Origin of the sequence: Gordonibacter sp. Marseille-P4307, from assembly GCF_900604965.1 — a bacterium.
Taxonomy (GTDB): domain Bacteria; phylum Actinomycetota; class Coriobacteriia; order Coriobacteriales; family Eggerthellaceae; genus Berryella.
Window position 1 is genome coordinate 1,349,490 of record NZ_UWPD01000001.1, and the last position, 20,551, is coordinate 1,370,040.

Below are 20,551 nucleotides of genomic sequence, written 5' to 3' on the forward strand. Positions count from 1 at the left end.
ACAATCGATTCATCATGCGACCCACGCGCGGCTTTTCTCCTGAATGGTGAAAAGCCGCGCGTACAGGCCGTTTCTGCCCATAAGCTCGTCGTGCGTCCCAATGTCGTCCACCCGCCCCCGATCGAGCACGATAATCTGGTCGGCATCGGTTACCGTGCTCAGCTTGTGCGCGACAACGAGCACCGTCCTTCCCGCGACCAACCGCGACAGCGCCCGATGGACTTCGTACTCGCTGGCGGGATCGAGCGCAGCCGTGGCCTCATCGAGCAGGATGACCGGGGAGTCCTTGAGCATGGCGCGCGCGATGGATATGCGCTGCCGCTCGCCGCCGGAAAGCGTGCTGCCGTTCTCACCGAGCAGCGTGTCGTAACCGTCGGGCAGCGCGCGCACGAACCCGTCGCAGCACGCCGCGCGAGCAGCGACCATGACCTGCTCGTCCGTCGCTTGGGAGTTCCCGATGCGAATGTTGTTCATCACGGTGTCGTCGAAAAGGACGACGTCTTGGAACACGAAGGACAGGTAGTTCATAAGGTGCTCGGAATCGACCGAGCGCACGTCGATTCCGCCGATGCGCACCGCGCCTGCATCGACGTCCCAGAACCGGGCGATCAGGCGCAGAAGCGTGCTCTTTCCGCTTCCGGAAGGGCCGACGATCGCCGTCACCTTCCGCTCGGGAATCTCGAGGTCGATCCCGCTGAGGACCTCGTCGTTTCCATAGGAGAACGACGCGTTGTCGAAATGGATGTCGAAGCGCTCGATTTCGATCGCCTCGCCTTCCATGCGCGGGATGGCGAACAGCTCCCTGATGCGCTTCGTCGAGGCGATGGTATGGAACAGCATGGGCAGCAGCGTGAGAATGGAGAGGATGGGGCCGTACACCCGACACACGACCGCGCACGACAGCAAGAACGGGAGCAGTTCCATATCGCCGCCGATGAACAGGCGCGCGCCTACGAACACCGTGATGCCGATGCCCGCCTGCAGCACGAACTGAGCGACCGATATGACCACGCCGGTCTTCAGCTCCATCTTCACCGAAGCATCGCGCAGCTCGGCGAGCGCGCTCTTAAGCTCGGACGCCTTTTCGCCCCCGAGGCGGCATTCCTTGATGACCCTGATGCCCTCAAGGTACTCCTGCGTCTTCTCGGAAGCGGCCGCTTTCGCCGCCACCTGCCGCACACTCGCCCGCTGCTGCGCCCTGCGGCTTACGATCACGATGAGCAGTGCCAACGGCAACGTGCAGAATATGGCGAGCGCCATCCTCCAATCGAAGAACGCGATGCCGACGCACACGATCGCCATGGAGATGCAGTCGGCGACGAGCGGCGGAACGATATGGCTCAACGCATGCTCTATGTTGGCACAATCGCCCATGAGGCTCCCCGTCAACTCGGCGAGGCTCTTCTCGTTGAACACGCTCATCGGGAAGTGGCGGACGGTCTCGGCGATGCGCAGGCGGCTGTCCTCGGCCGCCGTATAGCAGCTGACGTAGGTTTTCCGGTAGTCGTTGCGCGAGCAGAAATAGGAAAGGACCATGATGACCAGCCCCGCTCCGAAGAGCATCCACAGACGCTCCCAGGAAACCTCTCCGCCGTCGAGGGGCGCGAGAATCTCCTGGAATACGAGCACGACCACGAGCACGGACAGAAGCGTCACCACGTTCGTGAGCGTGCAGGCGAGAATGCCCCGTCCGAGATCGGCCGTCGCAGCGTCGGATATTTGGAACAGGTCCTGAAGCTTCTTCATGATCATGCTCCCTCCCCTCCTTTCAGCTTCCAGGTCATCGAGGCGCTATAGTGATTCCATAGATCGTAGAAGCGTCCCTTCGAATCCATGAGCTGGTCGAACGTTCCCTGTTCCACAATCGAGCCCTTATCCATGACCAGAATGTTGTCCGCATTGCGAACGGTCGAGAGGCGATGGGCGATCATGATGACCGTCTTGTCCTTCATAAGCTCGCCGAGCGCAGCCTGGATTAGGTGCTCGTTCTCCGCATCGGCGAACGCGGTCGCCTCGTCGAGCACGAGGACGGGCGAGTTCTTGGCAAGGGCGCGGGCTATGGCGAGCCGCTGGACCTGTCCGCCGGAAAGCTTCGCGCCGCCCGAACCGTACACCGTGTCGTAGCCCTGCGGCAAAGCCCGGACGAACTCGTCGCACTGGGCGGCCTTCGCGGCAGCAACCACCTCCTCGCGCGTCGCATCCTTGCGCCCCATGCGGATGTTCTCGAGAATGCTCTGCCCGAACAGGAACGTGTCCTGGAACACGAACCCGACCGTCTTCATGAGGTCGTCGCCTTTCAGGTCGCGCACATCGACGCCGCCGATGCGCACCGAACCCTCGTCCACATCGTAGAAACGGGGAATGAGGCTCGCGATAGTGCTCTTGCCGCCGCCGGAAGCGCCGACGATGGCAGTCACCTGCTTCTCGGGAGCCGTGAACGTGATGTCCGAAAGCGCACGGGAACCCTCGGGGCCTTCGTAAGAGAAACTCACATGGTCGAACGTCACATCGAAACTTTGCGGAGCATTCTGCACGCCTTCGGGAAGGGATTTCTCGGCGAGAATGGCGTCCATGCGCTCCGCAGCGCTTACGAACTGCTGCGCGTTCGCCATGGCGTAGATCAAGCGCATGAGCACGCTTCCGATAACGGGAACGAATATCAAATAGAAGATGAACGAGGCCGCGAAAACCCGGTAGTCCTCCGCATGGGCCCCGATGAGGATGCCCGCCGGAATCAACAGCAGATAAATCGACGAGAACGCCGTGGTCAACGAAGCCGTCATGTTCTCCTGGCTCAACGAATACGGGATGACCGCGCTCGTGTAGCGGTTAATGGATCCTTTCAGGCGCCCGAACGATTCCGCCGTCTGCTGGAACGCCTTGATGACGCCGATGCCGCGCACATACTCGGTCGACGCGTTCCCCATGTCCTCGAGGGCAGAGCGGTACTCCTCTATCATCTGCTTCTTCTGGGCGCCGGCCGACGTCGCTCCGTACAGCACGAACGCGATGACGATGCCGAGTAGCGACACCAGGCCGAAGCGCCAATCGAAGGCGAGGACCACCGCGATCATGAGCAGCGGGGCCACGCAGGCCGACACCATGTTGGCCAGATCATGGGCGATGAACCCTTCCAGGCTCTCGATCTGGTCGTCCATGACCTCGCGCAGACGCCCCGTGCCGGTGCAGAAGAAGAACCCGAGGGGCAGCGTCGCCAAGTGCTCGAGGAAGTTGACCTTGAGCTGGTACAACGTGCCGTACGCAGCAATGTGCGACAGCGCGACCGACACCATGTACAGCACGATGTTCGCGAACACCCCCGCAAGCGCCAGAGCGGCGTAGAGCAGCACCGCCTGCGCATCGAGTGCCGAAACATCCGGGTATACGGAAAGCACCTCCCTGATGACCAGGTAGATGGCCGCGTAAGGGACGAACGAGGCCGCAGCCGAGGCGACCGAGAACACGATGGCCACCACCATCGGCCCCTTCTTCATCATCGCGATTTCGAGCAGACGGGAAAGCCCTGCGTTCCCGCCGTCCCCCTCGCTTTTCTCGCGCATCAGTTGCCCCGCTTTCCCTCGACCATCGAAACGATCCTGCCAGGGGTCTCGAAGTCCTCAAGGCTCAGATCGTCCAGATCGATCGAGATTGAGAAGGCCTGCTCGAGTTTCATAAGCAAGGTCACTACCTCGTAGGAATCCATGTAGCCAGAAGCGATAAGCGAGGTGTCCGCATCAAGGGTCACGTCTTCGAGTTCGTCCACATTCTCGCGCAACAGGCCAATAATCTCATCAAGCATCGTTTCGTTCTCCTTCTAGGTCTTGTATGGTCAACCCGAGCTTTTCGAGCGACTCGCCGATGGCGTCCTGCAGAATGGGGCTGCTGCAGATCTGCAGAGCCCGCTGTCGGGTCATTTCCCCGTCGCGCACGAGCTCGGAAAGCTCCACCTCGTGTTGCGCGTAGCCGAAATCCTTCTCGACCAGGTACTGGGCAACATGGTTGAACAGGCAGTTCGACGAGTTGACTGGCCAACTGCGAGCAGAGCGCTTGAATCCTAGCTCGCGCGTCAGCAGATCCACGATCTCGTCCTCGTCCCACCTCACGTACTTGAACGGGGAGATCTGCGCGATTTCGGGGTAGCGACGATGAAAGAAAGCCGTCTGGTTCTTCACGAGGTCGGACAACTCGCGGTACTGCGGATAGTCGGCAAGGACCTCGACGACGTTCCGGTCCGAGACCTCGTAAATCCAGAACAGCTCGTTGCTCTTGATGTACTGCTGTCCTTTCGTGTAACCGCCGAGAATCAGCTTCACGCCGAAACGCTGGGCTATCTCGTGAATATTCCAGTCGAGAATCGCGTGACACAAACGGCAGTAGTACACGCGCTTCTTGGATTTCAAGAACAATCTGAACAGGTCCTGGATGTCCGAGGTCTTGAAAATCATGCTGTCGACGCCGAGCACGTCGGTCGCATGGGCCAGGTTCTCGGGCATCTCGGGAAGCGCGAACCCGCTGTCGATCATTACGGCAAGCGGCCGTAGCCCGAGCACGTTTTTGGCAAGGTAGAGCGTCATGATACTGTCCTTGCCCCCTGAAACGCTGCACACGCAGTCGTAGGGCCCCTCGGTTCTGAATCGGTTCACCTTCTTCTTCAAAAGGTTCAGGCGCTTCTCCTCGTCGAAACTTGCGAAGTCGGTGCGCTGCGACACCAGCTCGCGGCGACGCTTGCAGATATTGCACACGCACTCGTCGTCGAGCACGACATGGCCGGGCGTCTCGGGCATGATGCAGCAACTGCAATGGTGCCTGGTTGCGCGCGCTATCGTTTCGGTGCTTGCGATCACGGTTGCCATCCTTTCCGGTTACAGTTCAACGTAGCGTGCGAGCTCGGCGCGCGTAGGGTCGTCCCAGGCATCCACATCGAGCCCTTTCTGGGAGAGCAGGGCGAACGCGAGCCGTTCGACGCCGAACGCGAAGCACGACGTGTAGCAGTAGTCGCGCGCCTCGTTGCGAATGGAGAAGGGCTTCGAGAAATGGGTGCGATGGAAGTTCATCGATCCGCACGATATATACGAAGAATGCGCCGGGATATTCCATTTGAACTCGCGTTTCGAGTCGCCGAGCACCTGGAAGAACTTGAGCTTCTTGTAGTTCGACGCGAAAAACGAGTCGTTCGCGGTATCGAGCTTCGTGTTCGCGGAGAACGTCTCGCGCCAGAAATCCCACAGCAGCTTCGCCTTCACCATGCGCTCGCTGCACTGCTCGGGGGACCCGACGAACACGTACTCCTTCATATGGAACTCGTTGATGCGCGCAAGCTCGAACACGTTCGCGCCTTCGTTGCGAAAGCACGTGCCCGACACGAGGAATTCAAGCGGGGCGTCGCTTGGAACCGTGGCGCCTTCGAGCATCTCGTAGACCGGGACGCAGGCGGCATGGCGCAGGACGTTTTCGGGGGTACGGGTCTGTTCGAACACCGATCCGTCGCCGACGCCTTCGCGGGCGAAGCGATCGAGCACCTGGATGTCGTTCTTCAGGGAGGTTTGGAACATCATGTAGTGGGGGAAGTTCTCGAAGTACCCACCCTGCTCGTACCGGGAAATCGGATGGAGCACCGGGAAATCGTGCTCGCAGATGCTCGGGAAAGTCGCACGCCCGTAGTCCTCGATCTTGGCATCGAAGTACTGGAGCGCCTTCAGGAAGAGGCCGCTGTACGCATAGGAGCCGTGCGCCATCTCGCGGACATCGCCGCGCGCGAGCAGCTGCTCGAAGATCGATTCCTCATTCGCCACGGGCACTCCAGAGTAATCCTCGAGCGTCTTCACGGGCACCTCCCTGCCCTTGAGCCCTCCCCCTTCGACCATGCCGTAGAGGATTTCGATCTGAGCCCGCACCTCGCCCTCATCGCACGCGCGGCACGCTACCGCAATGCCACGGTCGTCCTTATCGACGCTAACGATCTTCGGGGAAACGTACGGGAGCATCTCGTAGAAGAACTGCCGGTCTGAGGAGATGCGCTCCTCGTCGCACAAAAACGTCACCATCTGAACAACGACTCCCTGATCGTTCGTGTAATCCTTTTCCATCATCGTCGTGCCTCATGGGCGTCCCGCGCACGACGCCAGCAATCGGGCCAGGGAAGCGCAAGCACCTCGAACCACGTCAAGCCGAACGCGGAGGCAAGGGCGAGGGCGTCCTGCTCGTTTCCGCCCATCTCGACAAGGCTCGTGGCATCGCCGATATCCTTGTCGGGAAGGTGCGCGCGGCAGGTCGCGAGGACGAAATCATCGCCCGAATCCTCGTTTCGGGCGGCGAGCCGTTCCTCAACAAGCGGAATCCAGTCCGCTACGATCGGATTGTTCAGCACGTCGTACACTTCGAGTTCCACGCCCATGCTCCGATAGAGCTTTGAGATGAACTGCATGGCGGCAACCGAATCTCCGCCGATGAAGTAGTAGTTGTCGTCGGGCGCGACGCGATCGAGATGCAGGGTCTCCGCCAACAGAGAGCACACCTGCTCCTCCACGAGGGCCCCTTCGGTCGCAGCGCGGCAACAAGCTTCTTCAGATTGCCCGCGCCCGACGCCGACCTTCCACTCCGCGAGCGCCTTTCGATCGGGTTTGCCGTTATACGTAAGCGGCAGCGCTTCGAGGGCGACGATGTACGCGGGAACCATGTAGTCGATAAGCCTGCTCTCGAGCACAGAGCGCACCTCGGCCGGCGCGGGGAATCCGACGTAGAACAGCGCGATGCGCCCCGTCTCGCGATGGAGCACGCAACAGCTTGCCTCGATACTGGAAAGCTCGGTGACCCGCCGCTCGATCCCTCCGAGCTCGATCCGCTTCCCGTGCACTTTCACCTGATTGTCGGCGCGCCCCATAAAGCGGATGTTTCCGTCGGGCAGGCGCACCCCCCGATCCCCGCTTTCGAACATCCTGGCACGGCGCACCGTGCGGAAGCGAAGCGCAGTCTGCTCGGGATCGCCCGCGTAGCCCGTCGCGACCCCGACGCCCTCGATGAACATCGTTCCCGCAACGCCAAGGGGGCATTCGCGCAGGCGACCGTCGAGCAGGTGGTACTTCGCATTGGGAAACGGACGGCCGTACGGAACGAACCCTCGCTCGATATCCTCCCGCTCGATAGGATGCGAGATGTTCCAGATAGTGGTCTCGGTCGGACCGCCGACGCTGAACGCCCGCACCTCGTCCGAAAGCGAGAGCGCAGCTTCGGCGGTTGCGAGCCGGATCCAATCCCCGCCGAGCACAACGCGCTTGAGATGCCCCAACGCGCGCTTGGCCTCGGACGATTCGGAAGCGAGGGCCATCTCGAACAGCGCGGGCACCGAATTCCAGAAATTCACGCCGTAATCGCAGATGAGCGACGCAAGGTATCTCTGGTCGCGCACGCGCTGGGAGTCCGGCACCACAATACTACCGCCGAGGGCGAGCATCCCAAGGTAGTCGAACAGCGACATATCGTGGCAAAAACTCGTAACCGCAAGCGCCCGCCACGAAACACCCGAATCGAGCGCAAAGCGCTCACGTGAATGTACAAGGCAGTTGACGATACCGGCCTCTCCCAGAAGAACGCTTTTCGGATATCCCGTCGTGCCCGAAGTATTGATGATCACAGCCGCACCATCGGGGTCGTTCAGCACTGCGGGACTCCAAGTCGAAGCCTTGGCTGCCCACGCCTCGGCGATCGAGGACCCGAGCGATCCGTCCCATCTGTTCCCGTCGATCACCGGCACGCCTATCGATGCGGCTTTCTCCTGCAGGGACCTGTCCGCAACGATAAGGTTCACCTGCGCGTGCTCGATGCACCACGCGATTCCGTCCGCAGGCAGCGTGGCTTCGATGGGCATGTAGGCGATTCCCGCGAATACGACGCCTAAAGCGACCTCGATCTGTCGAAGCCCCTTCTCCATGAGGATGCCGATACGCAGACCGCAGGCATCGCGCTTCCAGGCGAGCAGGTCCTCAGCGATTTGAGCGGCACAGGCCCACACCTCGCCGTACGAATGCGCGCGTCCTTCGGCGATAATCGCGGGTTCGTCCCAGTGCGCGCGCACCGATTCCAGCAGAAGGTCGGCAAGCGCAGGCCCCGCATCCGACTCGTCCCCGTTCGCAGAATCCACGACGGCCTGCTCGTCAGAACCCAAGCCGAGCTCTTCGACGTCAAGGACACCCGCATCGCCGCATACCGAGCGCACCAGGTCGAAAAAACGACGAATCACGCGCTCAAGCAAATCGCCGTCAACGCGGTCGGGGCGATAGGTCGTAAGAATGTCGAAGCCGTCCTCGCCGCCGAGAACCAGGGTCTCGACGTCCAACGACGCCGTTTCGACACGGACCGATTTCAGCGAGAAGGGCGCAAACGATGCACTCTCCCCTCCTGGCAGAACGGCCGTGAAGGACCACGGTAACGCAATCGGAGCTCCTTTGCGCTCCTGCAAAAGCCGCACGGTATCGGGCCCGGACAGCGCCGCATGGTCCTGCAGGTCCCAAAGCGTCCCCTGCACCCGATCGGCCGTTTCGCCGAGCGTCTCAGGGCCGTTTGCAGCCTGCCACGGGTACACGAAGAAGTCGGCACACATGCCCACGGTGTTCTCGATGCCCTCGAGCTCGTAGGAGCGCAGCGAACGCGGCATCAAGAGCAAAAACGACGGAGCCTCGCTGTATCGGTCGAGCACGCGCAAATACAGGGAGAGCAGGAGCGCGAAGGACGTGAGGCCGCGCCCGCGCGCGACCTCTTCGAAGCGCGCTCGCTCATCCCACCCGATCGCATGTGCGATATGCACCGTTTCCGCAGATTGAATCGGAGGCGCACAGCGAGTCAGCGCGAACCCCTCCGCCTCCACAGGAACGGCACCTTTCCAGAACCCCCGCGCGCGTTCGGTCTCGGCAGCATCGTGCGCCGTATTCAGGTAGTCGACGAATCGCCCAAACGGGCATTCCTCCTCGACTTGGTCGCCCTGGTATAACATTCCCAGGTCGCGCACCATGATGTGCTGGCTTTCACCGTCCATGCCGATACCATCGGTCAACGTGAGAATCGACGCGCTGCCGTCGGGAAAACGCACGACATGTACCGCCTGCAGCGCCGTCTCCTGCGGGGCGCGCTCCGAGAACACCTTCTGTTTCAGGTTCTCCACCTGCTCCGATGACTTATCGTGGCTCCCTTCGACATCGTGGTAGACAATAGGAACGGCGCCCTTTGTCCCCACCTGCTGGAAGCCCTCATCGACCGAGAAGACGGCCGTGAGCATAGGATGCGTCCGGCAAAGCTCTTCCAAAGCGCACTCGAAACGCCCGGCATCGAAGCTTGAGCAGAACAGCTCGTAAAGCTCCCGATCCGGAGCAGGACCCTGATCCGTGCGGCTCTGCCGCTGCAGAGCGTAGCTTTCCTGCAAGGGCGTGAACGCGATACGCTCGATCGATTCACCCAGCATTACTCCACACCCTGCTCAGTTAGGTATGCGGCAAGCGCGGCTGCGCTCCCCCGCTCGTAGAGGGTGCGGAAATCCACTTTCACGCCGAACCGTTTGCGCATCTCGATCTGAAGCTTCATGGCATCGATCGATTTTCCGCCCAATTCGGAGAACGTTGCGTTCACATCGGGATCCTCCACGCGGAAGACCTCCTCGAACACAGCCTTAACCCGTTCCTCCAAAGCGTTCATCGCCTCTCCTCTCCAGATTCGCGCCCCTCGCATACCGCCGCCGCGGCACCTGCACCCGCCCCTGCTGCCGGGCGCGCCAACAGCTCGTGCACGAGCTTCGAAAAACGTTCGAACCAGGCCTCGATTTCGCCGGCGCCCTCCATTTCCTGCGGAAACACCCAGCTTGTCAGAAGCCCGTCGTTCAAAAGGAAGAACTGCGCGTCAAGGCAGACGTTCGGGGTCTGCGAGATCATGTAGGTCAAATCCCCGAAGGCAGCGCGAAACGTATCGCCGATAAACGTACCGTTCTGATTGAACGAGTACACGAGCGGCACCAGGGAATCCGAGCATGCGTACCGAGTCGGCCGAGCCGATGCGCGCTGCTCGAGAAAGCCGGCGCGTATCTCGCGTGCGAGTGCGATCGCATCCCTCTCGGCCGTACGTTCGACCGAAAGCCAGACAAGCTCGGTCAGATCGCGCACGGGATCCTCTCCGTCAGGAGCCGGCGCGAACCAGGGGATGTTCGCAACGAATCCGTCGCGATTGCCGGACGCAGCGGTTTTCGCCAAGCAAGCGAGCATACCGCAGAACAGATCGCTGCCCGCACCTTCGAAGAGCGCCTGCAAACGTTCGCGACTCGCCTCATCGAAACGCTCGTCAAGGGAGCGGTAGCGGCATCCGCTCAGTCCTGCGGCATTCTTTCCAAAAGCGAACGAGGGGACCAGAGAATCGACTTCCACAACGTTGAAATCTCGCACGGAGGGAGCGCCTCCCCAGATGAGAGGCGGGAGCGCGCAATCAGGATCCTCGTAGATCCGCGCGAGTTCGCCCAACAGCTCCTGGAAGCCGTTAACGTCGCAAAGCACGAGGTCGACATCGAAGCACATCCTCGAACGTCCAGCGGGTAGCAGCACGAGCACGAGCCCGCAACCCTGACCGCGCGAAAGGTCCATGATGCGGTGCGAGAAGTTCTTCCTGCAATCGTCGAGCAACCCGCGCACGTTCTCGTCATCGTGCTCCCGCGCATCGATCAGCCAGAACGTATTGTTCCCTGCATCCGAACCGATGCGAAGATCTCCGTCTTTGTCCACTCGAGCACGCGTCATCGCATGGCGCGCCGTAAGGCGCTTCCACGCCCGTCGCAAACGCGCGCCGTCAACGTCCGCGCCGTCGAACTCCAGGTACGTATGGCACGCGACCCCGCCGAGCGAGCGCTTCAGCTCCCGCCCCACCAGGTAGGACTTCTGCAAGTCGGTCAGCTGCGGACGAACCTCACTTCCCACCATGGACCGCCGCCTCCTTCAGCCCCTCGCGATCAATCTTCCCCACTGCAGTGAGCGGCCAGCTGTCGAGCCGCTGCAGCTGGTCGGGAATGCAGCAGTCCTCCATATGACGGCTGCGCATATACGCGGCAGCCTCGACAAGCTCGATATCCCGCTCGCCGATATAGAACGCGCATATCGCCGTTCCGAGCACCTCGTCCGCAACGCCGACGACAGCGCACTCGGAAACGGCATCCATTCCCATCAGCACGTCCTCCACCTCCGAGGGCATGATCTTCTCTCCCGCGCGATTGATCTGCTCGTGCACGCGCCCGGTAATGCGGATGTCGCCCGAAGGAAGGCGCAGGCCCTTGTCGCCGGGCCGGTAGAACCCGTCCCTGAAGCTCGACTCGTTCGCCGGCACGTCGCCGAAGTAGCGCTTGATGGTATAGGGACCCTTCACGATCACCTCGCCCTCGACTCCGTCCTCGACATCGGCGAAATCCTCGTCGACGATGCGGAAGACGTCCTCAGGCGAACGAGGCCGTCCCTGGGACCCATAACGGACGTCGTCGGGAGCGTCGAGGTCCGTAAGAAACGTCATGCCCTCCGCCATGCCGTATACCTGAACCAAGCGCGCTTCGAATGCGGCTTCGGCCTCGCGGGCCTGAACGGGCGAGAACACCGACCCGCCTACAAGGAAGTATTGCAACGAGCCGATATCGTCGCTCGCATCGATGCTGCGGTAGCGGACGCACAAACTCGACACCGTGGGCACGAAGCTCGCGATGGTCACCTGCTCCCGTCCGATCCAGTCGAGAATCTCGAGGGGACTGGGGTACTCGCACATGACGTTCTTGCCGCCAACCAGCACCGTTCCGATCATGCCGGGAGTGCCCAACGCGAAATTGTGAGCAGCGGGAATCGCCGTGAGCATCACGCTGTCCGCATCCATGCGGCAATGGCGCGCGGTGATGAGCGCATTGTAGCTGTACGCCCCGTTCGTGCGCCCGATAAGCTTCGGTATGCCGGTCGTTCCCCCCGAAAGCGAGAGGAAGGCGACATCACCTGGCTTCGGAGACTCGATATCGCACTCCACGACACGACCGCTCGAAAGCTCATTGCGCAGCTGCACATCGGTGAACAGCCGCTCGAGGCTTCCGCAGCGCTCGAGCATGCGAACGCCGATGGCATAGCATTCCCGGTCGAGCGAGTCTTGCGACGTGACGTAGGCCTTCGGTTGCGACGCTTCGCAGAGCGCCTCGATGACGTGCTCGCGATGCATCGGCAAAATGAACACGGGAAGCGCCCCGAGCGAGAACAGCGCGAAGCACACCACCTCGAACATCACCGAATTCGGCATCTGCACGATGACCCGGTCGCCCTTCTCGATGCTGTGCGCGAAGAAAAAGCCCGCTATCCGCTTCGATGCATCGAGCAGCTCGGCGTAGGTCATGCGCTCGAACCGATCGACGACCGCCGTCCTTTCGCCGAACGAGGCCGCCGTGCGCTCGAGCAATCCCACAAGCGTCTCCGTTTCCCATTCCCGTTCCATGGGAATCCCCTTACGCCCGCTCATCGAGCTTGCGCTCGATGAGCGCGGTCAGAGAGTTCACGGATATGGGCTCCATTAGGTTCAACTCGTCGGCCAGCGTAACGTCGAACGTCTCCTGGCACGTGAGGAACACCTGGACGATGGCGATACTGTCGGCTCCCACGTCCTCGTAGAACAGTGCGTCGTCGTCGAATTCAGCGCCCCCGTCCGAGAGCATCTGCTCGAGCGTCGTCCGGATCGTCTCCTTGATCTGCGTCTCGTTTACCGTGCTCATGCGCGCGCACCTCCCTTCCTCAGCCCGTACCGCTCGAATGCCGTATCCGCACCCTCCGCAGCAGCGAGCAGCGCGGCGACGGCTTTACGGTCGACTTCCTTCTTCGAGGTGAGCGGCAAAGGGGAGGCCGATACGAACGCCGCTTCGACGCGCTTGTAGTGAGGCAGGGCCCCGTTGACCGCGCACAACTCCTCGATTAGCTCGTCCACTTCGCTCAGAGCGCCTGCTAAAACGAGAGCGGGTCTCCCTTCGAAACCGACGGCGCAGTACTGTTCGGCGCGGTCGCGCAGAATCGCGAAATCCTCCTCAAGCTCCTCGACGTAGATGTTCTCGCCCGCGTCCGTAAGAATCATGTTGTCGACGCGACCCAGGTAGTAAAAGTCCTCGCCTTCTATCTGGAAAATATCGCCCGTGTGGTACAGCTCGCCAGCCGTCTCCTGCCGCGAGACGAACTCCCCGGCATCCACGAACCCGTCGGCGATGTTCTTGCCCGTGACCGCCAACTCCCCGATTCCCTGCGGCTGCCATGAGCCGTCTTCCGCGATAACGCCGGGCCTATGGGCGTTGAACAGCTGCCCGGAATAGCTGGCGGGTCCTTCGATAGAGCGGACGTCGTTGAGGAATCCGAGCGTAATGCAGCCGCCGGTCTCCGTCGAACCGTAGGCATTGCCCATATTGAAATCGATCGAGGCGATGAAAGCGCGCAGCTCCTCGTCGACCTTCGCACCGCCGATGAGCCCGTGGCGGAACTGCTCGCCGAAGAACTCCCGGAAGCTCTCCTTGCTCACCTCGCCTGCCTGGTTTCGATACACGTTGAAGATGACCTTCCAGAGCGCCGGGACGCCGTACGTGCTCCAAATGCGCTCCTCGCGAATGGTGCGTACCATTTCGAGGATTCCGGGGTTCTTCGGGAACACGAGCGTGCAGCCGTACCCACCGAAGATATGCGGGACCTCGAAACCGAACACATGGCGCATCGGCAACGTCATCATGACGCGCATCTGCTCGAGCGAAAGGCTCTCGGCGCTTCTCGTAGTGAAGGGGCTTCCGAACACCGTGGAGCGCACCGTGCGCTGAAGGCGCGTGAACGTGCCCGCCTTGAAGACGACCGCCTTGGCGCTTCCCGTGGTTCCCGACGTGCACAGGCACATCGTGTCCTCCCACGCAACCGACGAGGGCTCTCCGTCCTGCACAGCCGTCGCCTCCTCGAAGGGGATGTTCAAAACCGGGTACTCCTCTCCCTGGACCCCGACGATGGCGGCGAGTTTACCCAATTCGACCACGTTCTTCACATAGAGCGGCGTGGCCCCTTCGTCAAGGAGCATCACCTTGTAGCCGATCATCTCAAGACCGTAGAATACGGTCATCCACAAAGGATGGGTCGCGTACTTCAGACCGACCCAGCGGCCCCGCTCCACACCGGCAAGCCGCTCTTCCAGAAACGCGGCGACGGCCTTCGTCTTTACCCGGTAATCCCGCGCGTACATGAGCCGCTTCTCATCGTCGACATAGTATTCGACTAGAGGATAGTCAGGGGAGAACCCTCCGTAGGCGTCCTCGTACATCGTTTCCAGCGTTATCATCGCATCCTCCTGTCGAAATCCACTACATTACCGCTGACAGAACGCCCATGTTCGCCCCTACGGCGCCGCCGAGCATCAAGGTTCTACTTCCCCGCTTCAAAATGCCGAGCCTACGGGCTTCGCAAGCCATAATCGGTATGTTCGCCGCGCCGACGTTGCCGACGCTCTCGACGATTTCCGGCATCACCTCCTTCTCCACGCCTACGATCGCCCGGATGTTCTTCGTGATCCACTTGGCAACCTGGCTCACCACGATGCAGTCGATATCGTCGACGCCCCACCCGCTTTCCTCGAGCACCGGCGGGATGTAAGCTCGTGAAACATCCTGATGCATATCGATCAGGGCCTTCGTGGTCCCCGGGATGTAGAGCTTGTCGCCCGCCTTCGGGTAGACGACCCCGCCGCCCCAGATAACATTGTTGTTCCAAACCTCCGGCACGGTGCGGAACAGCGAGGCCACGATGCCGCGCCCATCCTTGGCATCGTTGCGGCTCACCACGAACGCCCCGCCCCCGTCGCCGACGCTCAGGGCAGCCGGCGCACGTTGCAAGAGCTCGTCTTTGTCCTCGTAATCGAACTTCGTCCAGCGCGAAAGCGCCTCGCCCGAAACCACGAGGACATGCTCGGCCTTGTCGGATTTTATGAGGCTGTCGGCCACGTCGAGGCCGCTCAGAAACGCATTGCAGGCGTTCTTGATGTCGAACGAGTAGGCGTTTCTGATATCGAGCTTGTCCATGACGACGTTCACGGTCGCCGGCTCGGCAAAATCCTGCGTGATGGAGCAGAAGAGCACGGCATCGATGTCCGCAGGAACGATGCCGGCATCCGCAAGCGCCTCTCGCCCCGCTCGAGCGGCTATGTCGGAGCAATGCTCCCCCTCCGTCGCGTAATGGCGGCTCGCACAGCCCGTAAGCATCTTCACCAGCCCGGTTTTGAGGCCGAAGCGCTCGTATCCCGCGCGCCGCTCGACTTCTTCGCTTGAAAGCACCTGTTCGGGAAGGTACATCCCCATACCCGCAATAACGCTTCGTGCCATCGAACCCTCTTTCCGTTTGAAAAACGCCGTTCGAATACCCCTACGCTCCCCTGCGAAGCCCTGCCGCAGCGCTCGCGCGCAAACGCTCGTTCATGAAAGCGACGAGTTCTTCCTCCCGTTCGCGCAGGTAGAAATGGTTTCCATGCATCACTTTTACCTGCGGCGGTACCGCGAAGTAGCCCCGCCAGTCCTCCAATTCATCGAGCGACACCTCAAGATCGTCATCCCCGCAGATAACGCTGCCGACAAGCGGGCGATTCGCGGGATCGGGCGGACGGGGACTGTACGTCTGCAGTATCCGCAGATCCTTCGCGCACAGCCCGATGAAGTAGCGCGCGATGCCCTCGTCTTCTAGGATGAGCTCGGGAACGCCTCCAAGGCGCTTAAGGAAGTCGATCCCGTCCGACTCGCACTGGGCGTAGTGTTCGGGCACCACGCGGCACGGAGGCTTCTGACCGGAGACGAACACATGGAGCGGCCGCAGCCCGTAACGCTCCTGCAAAAGGCAAGCGACCTCGTAGGCCACGAATGCTCCCATGCTGTGGCCGAACAGGACATAGCATCCGTCCTCGAGCCCCTCATCGGCCAAACGAGCGCTCACGCGCTCGACGCAGTCCTGGAAGTCCCGATAGCCCTCCTGCGCCGCGCGCGACCCCCTTCCGGGGTACTCGACGAGGTCGACAAAATCGATTCCCGCAAGGGGGGCGCGTTTGAGGAAGGCATAGTACCCCGACATCCCGCCCGCATGGGGGAAGCAGATCAGCTTCATGCCCGGCTCGCTTCCCGAGCGCGGGCAAGGTCGTTGATGATCGGAATGCAGTTCTGATATCCGTCGATCAGGATAAGGTGCCCTCCGTCGATCACGCGCAGATCGAATTCCCCGCCCGCCATTCGACTCCAGCCGCTCACTGCCTCGAGCGTGGTCATGGTATCGCGGTCTCCCGCGAACACGGTCACGGGCGCCTCGATGCGGAAGTAGTCCTGCGGAGAATTCTGGTATTCCTGCACGATCTTCTGATCGATATCGAGCAGGTCCATCGTATGGTTGGCGAACTCGAGCGCCTTCGACTTTTCGAAGTAGCGCTCCTCGTTGCCTGCATAGTCCGCGAATATCTCTTCGGGACGAACCGCGACTACCTGCCCAGCGCGTTCGTAGCTTTCGTAGCACAGCTGCGTGTACTTCCCGGCGAAAGCCGCAAGGTCTTCGGGGCCTTCGAACAGGGAGGGATGGAAGTAGCGCGTAAGCGTCTCCTTCAGCTCGTCCTCGCGGGCTCGGTCGGTGAAGATAGAGGTCTTGTACGTGTTGCCGTCAGGCGGGTCGCTCGCACAGAAGAACATGTGCGATGGCAGCTTCGTGCCCGACTCCGCAATGCGACGGTACAGCTCGTAACCGGCCACCGCACCGAAGCAGTACCCGAGGACCATGTAGTCCTCTCCATCCTTAAGCTGCGATTGTAGGTTCGAGAACAGATCGTCGGCGACCTCGGCCATATGCGCGCGCGACTCCTCTTTGCGCCGAAGGCCCCTGCCCGGAATTTCAAGCAAGCACAGCTTGACGTCCTTGTCGAGCAGTTTCACCCAAGGCAAATAGGCCGTAGCAGACGCCGCCCCTCCGGGGATGCAGAACAGTTTGATCATGAAAGGCTCCTAAATAAAGCTTCCCGTTGCCATTCCACCGTCCACGGCGATGCACTGGCCCGTTACGTACGACGCCGACTCGCTTGCAAGGAACAGAATAGGACCGACTATCTCATCGGGGCGCCCCGGCCTGCCCGCTGGAATCTGCCGATTGAATGTGGACAGGGCGAAGGAGTTGGAGAAGAAGCCCTGCGTCATCTCGGTCTCGAAAAGACCTGGGCACAGCGCGTTCACCGTGATGCCTGCCGAGGCGTACGTCGAGGATATCCCCCTGGTCAAGCCGCATACTCCCGCCTTCGAAGCGTTGTAGGGATGCCGCGGGACGGTCTTGGACGCCAAAAACGCGTTCACCGAGGCGATGTTGACGATACGCCCCCACCCTCGCTCGAGCATGGAGGGGATTGCAGCGCCGCACACGTAGGCGCACCCGTTGAGGTTCACGTCCACCTCGCGGCGCCATTCGTCGAAACCCGCTTCGGCATTGCCGACGGCGAACTGCCCGCTCGTCCCCGCTGAGTTGACCACGATGTCGACCCGACCGAAGCGATCGAGCACCTCGGCCATCATGCGCGAAACCTCGCCTTCGTCCGAAACGTCGCAAACCGCGTACATGCCGGCGCCACCCTCAAAACGCAAAGCGCCGAGCGTCTCGGCAAGCCGATCCTCCCTCCTGCCCGCGATGCAGACCCGCGCGCCGCGTTCGGCGAAGGCCGCAGCGGCAAAGCTCCCGATTCCGCTGGCACCGCCGGTCACGAGCACCGTCTTTCCGTCGAACTCCCCCATGCATACCCCTTCCTTGCGCATCGCTACCGAACACCGCTACTACCGGACAACCCGTTTGACCATGAGCACCTCCGTAGCCTTGCGCCTGAACAGCCCGTCAAGCTCGGTCACCTCGCGGTAACCGCGCTTCTCGTACATGGACCGGGCGAAGTCGTTGTCCTTGTTCACCAAAAGGAAGGCGTTGGTGCAGACGAGCCGCCTGCCGTCGTCTTCCAGGATCTCGTTCTCGAAAAAGTCCATGAGCGCGCGACCGAAACCCCTGCCCTGACAGTCCTCCCTGACCACGATCAGATGCAGATAGGGAAACGAACGGAAAGCGCCCCGACGCTGAAACCACACGACCCCTACCGCCTCGCCGTCATCGGTGGCGAGAAAGCAATCGTCCTCGCTGATTCCCCGTTCGAGCTCGCGACGAAGGAACTCCTCGGTCGGATAGTAGCCCCTTCCCAGGGCGGTACCGAAGATCAAGCGCGCACACGGGGCCGCTTCTTCCCGTGTCAGCCTTTTCGTTACCACAGCGACCTCCTTCTCCCTGTTTCCAAAAGCTCCTTGGAAGATGTGAACTCCCAGGAAATCGACTCGTCTTCCGCCGTGCAGACGGAAAGCAGGTAGTCCCTTCCCACTGCAAAGGTTCGAAACGACGGCCCTTTGCAGCCGTCCGAAAGAACCGGAACACGACCTTCCAGATCGAAGGAGACCGCCTTCAGGTCGTAGCCCAACCCGCAACCCCGATATTTCCCGAGCGCCTCCTTCAACGTCCAGATAGCGCACGCGAAGCGGTTCCTATGCGCAGGGGCGAGGCGACCGCGCACCGCACGCTCGCCCGCCGAAAGCACGTGGGAGGCGATGCCCGAAAAGTCACGCGACGCATTCTCGATATCGATTCCGACAGGCCCCTCGCCGAGTGCGCAGACCGCATAATCGCCGGAGTGGGCGATGCTGAACTGGATGTTCGGCTCGCTCGCGAACGCGGGCTTCCCCTGCGGCCCGCGCACTATATCGAGCTTGCGGGAAGAGGCCCGCTCGGCCAAAACAAGAGCCAGCAAGTACCCAGTGCTCGAAGCGCTCCGAAAACGTGCACTGGAGGCCTTCTTGTACTGGTTCACCTTCCACTCGGGAAGCGCGCCCCAACACTCCTCAAGGGAAGCTTCTTCGTCGACTTCCGCGATCGAGATGAAGGCCACGCGCTTCTCCTTTCGAAGTTAGCTTTAACTAATCAAGTTAGGCGTTACTAACTGTATACAAAAAAGCGAGTGTGTCAAAGGAAAAATTGCCGCAAATATCTTCTAAGTTGAATAAAACGCGCGAAAGGCAGCGGAACTAAGCTGCCCCGTCCGAAAACGAAGGACGCGCCGCCTGCGACTTCACCCTATAGGGCGCATACAGGAGCAACGCGGCAGCCCCCAGCATATCGGCGCAGGCGAGCATCGCCAGAACGTAAGCGGGATCAAGACCGAGCTGCAAAATAAGCCCGCCTGCAGCTGGCGACGCAACGGCCCCCAAACGACCGAACCCGAGCGTGAATCCGAGCGCCGCAGAACGGGACTCCTCGGGGAAGGCATTCGAAACGAGCGCATTCGTCAAGTTCTGGGCGCTGATGGCGCCCACGCCGGCAAAGAACACCAGAACCACCAGCGCAACGCTCCCCTCGGGACGCGCAGCAACCCCCAGAAGACAGAGAGTCGCAAGGGCGGCGCTCGTCATGGCCACGCCCTTCGCAGAAACCTTCGTTGCAAGCCAGGCCGTCACGAGCGAACCGAGCACGCATCCGAAGTTCAGGACGACCATCATTTGCAGCGAGTTCTCCAAAGGCAGATTGAATTCGCGCATGAGCTGGGCGAGCCAGGTGCTGATACCGTAGTAGGCCATAAGGAACAGAAACGTGGTCAACGCCAGCAGGCACAGGCGGAAGAGCGCGCGACCCTCGAAACGCACCGGGGCCGTCGGATGTCCGTTCGATCGCGCGGTTCGAGACAGGCGCGGCGATTGCTCCACCTGCTTCGCCACGAACGGCATGATGAACGCGAGCAGAACGAGTCCGATCAAGCCGGCGACGAACATGAGGGGCCGCCATCCGAAGACCGAGAGGAGCGCGGCGCACAGAAACGCCGCCATAAGACCCCCGAACGGTATCCCCGTCATAACGATGCTGATGACCAGGGCGGACATACGACGCGTCGAATAGGCGCGCGCAAGCGACATCGCAACGGGAAGCACGACCCCCAGCCCCAACCCCGCCAGCGCGCGCAGAGCACCGAGCACCGCACCCGAGGGAGCGAACGCCGCCGCTGCGACAGCCAGGCTGAACCAGATGACGCCGAAGGCAATCGTGCGAACGTAGCCGAGCCTGCGTTTCACGGCACCTGCCGAAATACCGCCGAAGAACATACCCAAAAAGGTCATGCTTCCGATGAAACCGGCAGCGGCCTTATCGACGCCCATATCGGCATCGCCGATCAGAGGCGGAATCAGACTGCTGTAGATAATCAAATCGAAGCCCTCGCAGAGCATAACGCATGCCATGCCGAAGACGATAGGCCAGTTCACCAGTCGAGAAAACGGTGATGAGATTCCCACGTCGCGCCTCCTTCGCATCTGATGGCATTGCCGCCTTTTTATTAGATGTTCCTAACTTATCACAGGAAGGACCCTATTCCAGAAAAAAGCGACCCCGGCGGGATCGCTTTTCTCGATCGCTTTTCTCGGCGGGATCGCAGGGCATTGCGGCGTCGGGATGCTCAAGGCCTGCGGAACAACGTG

At 61.3% G+C, this 20,551-nt stretch carries 18 protein-coding genes; all 18 read right to left on the reverse strand.

The window, feature by feature from the left end; all coding sequences use genetic code 11:
• Positions 1-12 precede the first annotated feature (12 nt).
• Positions 13-1,752: an ABC transporter ATP-binding protein gene (locus EIH26_RS06150; protein ID WP_206424685.1), complete on the reverse strand. Its 1,740-nt coding sequence runs from the start codon at positions 1,750-1,752 to the stop codon at positions 13-15.
• Positions 1,749-3,560, reverse strand: a complete 1,812-nt coding sequence (locus EIH26_RS06155) for an ABC transporter ATP-binding protein (protein WP_124061354.1) — start codon at positions 3,558-3,560, stop codon at positions 1,749-1,751. Before EIH26_RS06155 ends, EIH26_RS06150 begins: the two co-directional genes overlap by 4 nt.
• Entirely contained in the window at positions 3,560-3,799 is a 240-nt protein-coding gene (locus tag EIH26_RS06160) for an acyl carrier protein (RefSeq protein WP_006361663.1), read from the reverse strand. The genes EIH26_RS06155 and EIH26_RS06160 overlap by 1 nt, the downstream gene beginning before the upstream one ends.
• Entirely contained in the window at positions 3,792-4,844 is a 1,053-nt protein-coding gene (locus tag EIH26_RS06165; RefSeq protein ID WP_241152786.1) for an FAD synthetase, read from the reverse strand. Before EIH26_RS06165 ends, EIH26_RS06160 begins: the two co-directional genes overlap by 8 nt.
• A gap of 18 nt (positions 4,845-4,862) precedes the next feature.
• Positions 4,863-6,089 carry an aminoacyl--tRNA ligase-related protein gene (locus tag EIH26_RS06170; protein WP_124061355.1) on the reverse strand — a complete coding sequence of 409 codons (1,227 nt, stop codon included), beginning with the start codon at positions 6,087-6,089 and terminating at the stop codon, positions 4,863-4,865.
• A complete protein-coding gene (locus tag EIH26_RS06175; protein WP_124061356.1) occupies positions 6,086-9,451 on the reverse strand; it encodes an AMP-binding protein in 3,366 nt (1,121 codons plus the stop codon). The genes EIH26_RS06170 and EIH26_RS06175 overlap by 4 nt, the downstream gene beginning before the upstream one ends.
• On the reverse strand, positions 9,451-9,681 hold the full coding sequence (locus tag EIH26_RS06180) for an acyl carrier protein (RefSeq protein WP_006361667.1): 231 nt from the start codon (positions 9,679-9,681) through the stop codon (positions 9,451-9,453). The genes EIH26_RS06175 and EIH26_RS06180 overlap by 1 nt, the downstream gene beginning before the upstream one ends.
• Positions 9,678-10,946 (reverse strand): non-ribosomal peptide synthetase, encoded by a 1,269-nt coding sequence (locus EIH26_RS06185; RefSeq protein WP_124061357.1) that lies wholly within the window; start codon positions 10,944-10,946, stop codon positions 9,678-9,680. The genes EIH26_RS06180 and EIH26_RS06185 overlap by 4 nt, the downstream gene beginning before the upstream one ends.
• Positions 10,933-12,477 carry an AMP-binding protein gene (locus EIH26_RS06190; RefSeq protein ID WP_164470993.1) on the reverse strand — a complete coding sequence of 515 codons (1,545 nt, stop codon included), beginning with the start codon at positions 12,475-12,477 and terminating at the stop codon, positions 10,933-10,935. Before EIH26_RS06190 ends, EIH26_RS06185 begins: the two co-directional genes overlap by 14 nt.
• A gap of 10 nt (positions 12,478-12,487) precedes the next feature.
• Complete coding sequence (locus EIH26_RS06195; protein ID WP_124061359.1) at positions 12,488-12,751, reverse strand: acyl carrier protein; 264 nt, start codon at positions 12,749-12,751, stop codon at positions 12,488-12,490.
• Positions 12,748-14,334 (reverse strand): class I adenylate-forming enzyme family protein, encoded by a 1,587-nt coding sequence (locus EIH26_RS06200; RefSeq protein ID WP_124061360.1) that lies wholly within the window; start codon positions 14,332-14,334, stop codon positions 12,748-12,750. The genes EIH26_RS06195 and EIH26_RS06200 overlap by 4 nt, the downstream gene beginning before the upstream one ends.
• A 22-nt stretch (positions 14,335-14,356) precedes the next feature.
• Positions 14,357-15,370, reverse strand: coding sequence for a ketoacyl-ACP synthase III (locus EIH26_RS06210; protein ID WP_241152787.1), 1,014 nt, complete (start codon positions 15,368-15,370; stop codon positions 14,357-14,359).
• 40 nt (positions 15,371-15,410) lie between these two features.
• Positions 15,411-16,139 (reverse strand): thioesterase II family protein, encoded by a 729-nt coding sequence (locus EIH26_RS06215; protein ID WP_124061361.1) that lies wholly within the window; start codon positions 16,137-16,139, stop codon positions 15,411-15,413.
• A complete protein-coding gene (locus EIH26_RS06220; protein ID WP_124061362.1) occupies positions 16,136-17,008 on the reverse strand; it encodes a thioesterase II family protein in 873 nt (290 codons plus the stop codon). The genes EIH26_RS06215 and EIH26_RS06220 overlap by 4 nt, the downstream gene beginning before the upstream one ends.
• A gap of 9 nt (positions 17,009-17,017) precedes the next feature.
• Positions 17,018-17,791 carry an SDR family NAD(P)-dependent oxidoreductase gene (locus EIH26_RS06225; protein WP_164470994.1) on the reverse strand — a complete coding sequence of 258 codons (774 nt, stop codon included), beginning with the start codon at positions 17,789-17,791 and terminating at the stop codon, positions 17,018-17,020.
• Positions 17,792-17,830: 39 nt separating this feature from the next.
• Positions 17,831-18,307 (reverse strand): GNAT family N-acetyltransferase, encoded by a 477-nt coding sequence (locus EIH26_RS06230; protein ID WP_164470995.1) that lies wholly within the window; start codon positions 18,305-18,307, stop codon positions 17,831-17,833.
• Positions 18,301-18,975 carry a 4'-phosphopantetheinyl transferase superfamily protein gene (locus EIH26_RS06235; protein WP_006361677.1) on the reverse strand — a complete coding sequence of 225 codons (675 nt, stop codon included), beginning with the start codon at positions 18,973-18,975 and terminating at the stop codon, positions 18,301-18,303. The genes EIH26_RS06230 and EIH26_RS06235 overlap by 7 nt, the downstream gene beginning before the upstream one ends.
• A gap of 136 nt (positions 18,976-19,111) precedes the next feature.
• Positions 19,112-20,368 (reverse strand): MFS transporter, encoded by a 1,257-nt coding sequence (locus EIH26_RS06240; protein ID WP_164470996.1) that lies wholly within the window; start codon positions 20,366-20,368, stop codon positions 19,112-19,114.
• Between the last annotated feature and the right edge of the window lie 183 nt (positions 20,369-20,551).